The organism is Chloroflexus sp. MS-G (assembly GCF_000735195.1).
GTDB lineage: Bacteria > Chloroflexota > Chloroflexia > Chloroflexales > Chloroflexaceae > Chloroflexus.
The window spans coordinates 1-2,461 of record NZ_JPIM01000226.1; the positions used below are offsets into that span (position 1 = coordinate 1).

1 protein-coding gene, 1 pseudogene and 1 CRISPR repeat array are annotated in these 2,461 nt (G+C 56.5%); the gene and the pseudogene both read right to left on the reverse strand.

From position 1 onward, the window contains the following. The first annotated feature begins 43 nt into the window (after positions 1 to 43). Positions 44 to 1,553: a CRISPR direct-repeat array (repeat unit 37 nt; unit sequence CTTCAAAAAACCAAAATCCCCGCGAGGGGATTGAAAT). Between the two features lie 54 nt (positions 1,554 to 1,607). Continuing rightward, positions 1,608 to 2,177, reverse strand: a complete 570-nt coding sequence (locus tag JE47_RS22620) for a hypothetical protein (protein WP_442856930.1) — start codon at positions 2,175 to 2,177, stop codon at positions 1,608 to 1,610. A gap of 29 nt (positions 2,178 to 2,206) precedes the next feature. Further along, positions 2,207 to 2,461, reverse strand: a pseudogene (locus JE47_RS21885) (ISNCY family transposase); the annotation flags it as partial.

Here is a 2,461-nt window from a genome sequence, read left to right on the forward strand (position 1 = left end):
TCTCGACCAGCAGTCGCGCTTCCCAGCGAGTGGCGCGATAACCCTTCAAAAAACCAAAATCCCCGCGAGGGGATTGAAATTCAAAGACGCGATTAAGGCGGGCTGGCGCAACATTCTTGAAACTTCAAAAAACCAAAATCCCCGCGAGGGGATTGAAATTTGAGACGCAGCCAGCGTTCCGCTATCCTCGTCTCTTCAAAAAACCAAAATCCCCGCGAGGGGATTGAAATGTATGATCCCCGCCAGACGCTCTGCATCAAACGCCACCAACGTACCTTCAAAAAACCAAAATCCCCGCGAGGGGATTGAAATATGATCGAAAGCGTACTGACAGAAGAAGCTCGCTGCGCAGCTTCAAAAAACCAAAATCCCCGCGAGGGGATTGAAATCTTTCAATCGTTGTATGAATTGAGAAACAGTATCTCGTTCGCTTCAAAAAACCAAAATCCCCGCGAGGGGATTGAAATGCGCTTGATGTGGAACATCAGCGCAGCAGTAACGCTGTGACTTCAAAAAACCAAAATCCCCGCGAGGGGATTGAAATATCAGCCTGCCACTCACCATCGCGGGCGTCGCTGATGATGCTTCAAAAAACCAAAATCCCCGCGAGGGGATTGAAATGATTACACATCCACTCTCTGTCTGATACACATAGTACGTCTTCAAAAAACCAAAATCCCCGCGAGGGGATTGAAATCGCGCACTTTCAGCGCGTCATCACTGCTGATATTGATATTCCTTCAAAAAACCAAAATCCCCGCGAGGGGATTGAAATCCGCGCAAACAGATGCGACGCTCGCTCTAGTGCAGCGTATGCTTCTGCTTCAAAAAACCAAAATCCCCGCGAGGGGATTGAAATCACGTTGACCGTGTACGGCCCCCGGCCGGAGCCGTAGCTTCAAAAAACCAAAATCCCCGCGAGGGGATTGAAATCAGCACTCGCATCTAGTGCGAGATACTGCCACGCTTCATCCAGCTTCAAAAAACCAAAATCCCCGCGAGGGGATTGAAATTATCAATATTGTGTAGCGCGAGCGCGGTATCGCTGATGTTTGTCTTCAAAAAACCAAAATCCCCGCGAGGGGATTGAAATATAACGTATCGAAAAACGTTTCGTTTAAAACGTCTTCTAACTTCAAAAAACCAAAATCCCCGCGAGGGGATTGAAAGCCCATCTCCACGCGCACGCTCGCACCCTCGATCCCTCCCTTCAAAAAACCAAAATCCCCGCGAGGGGATTGAAACTCAGCTTGTCTCGTGCGCGAAACATCTCCGCGCACTTCTTGCTTCAAAAAACCAAAATCCCCGCGAGGGGATTGAAATAGCGACGTTACGCGCCGAGGGATGACACCGGCGTTTTCGAGACTTCAAAAAACCAAAATCCCCGCGAGGGGATTGAAATACCATAGTGGGGGCGGGTTTCAAACCCGCCCCCACTACGGCTTCAAAAAACCAAAATCCCCGCGAGGGGATTGAAATGGACGATCATCATACTGCTTAAGAACAGGCAAGCTTACTTCAAAAAACCAAAATCCCCGCGAGGGGATTGAAACAGAATGGAGACTGCCATGACCATCAACAATCCAACCGACATCACTTCAAAAAACCTAGACCGGCAAACCTGAGGTGAGAAACTGCTGCTCCAGGCCGCGCACATAGGCGTCCGGATCGCGGCGGAAGCGCAGACCCTGCGCACGGGTGGCGAAGCGTGCCCGCACCGCCTGGCGCACCTCGCGCCAGGCAGCGACATGTGATGGCGCCAACGCAGCGGCCGTCCAGCGCTGCAGCCGGCTGGCGACACTCGTTCTCAGGCGCACTGGGCCACGCAACACCGTGTCGGGCGTCCCCCGTTTCCGCCCAGTCGTACGGCGCTCGTGATGACGATGCTGCCCGAAGCACTGCGCCAGTCCATGATTTGTGCGCGGGATGTCCCGATGCGTATCGCAGTGGAACAACCCCGGCGCGTCGCTGCGCGTCCCCTTCAGGACGTGCGTCAGCGCACCTTCCAGCGTGCCACCGTGTCGCTTCCCCAGTCCCATCCGTCGTCGCACCCGCAGGGAGGCGGCCTGCACCCGGTCGGCTGGCACTCCCGCCCCAGTGTTGAGCACCGTCGCCGCCGGCCAGACCCGTGTGTCGGCGCGTCGGATTGGCGCCCACAGCGCGGCGGTCTCGTCCAATGCTCGCTCGACCAGTCGGAGCAGTTTGGTCAGCAGCGGACGCGATCCCCCTTTTGCGCCAGCGCCTGCATACTGCGCTGGATCTGGCTGAGACGCTCCTGCAACCGCCATCCGGGCGCATCGAGCGGGGCCAGCCCCTCGTCGCTGAGCGCGCTGCGGATGGCGACCGCATCCCCGCCCACCAGGGTCGCCGCTGGGTTGTCCTGCTCCGCCCCAGCGCGCGCAATCGGGCGCACTCCGCGCAGGCGCTTCTTCCGCTCCTGCTGCGCATGCCGATCGGCCTC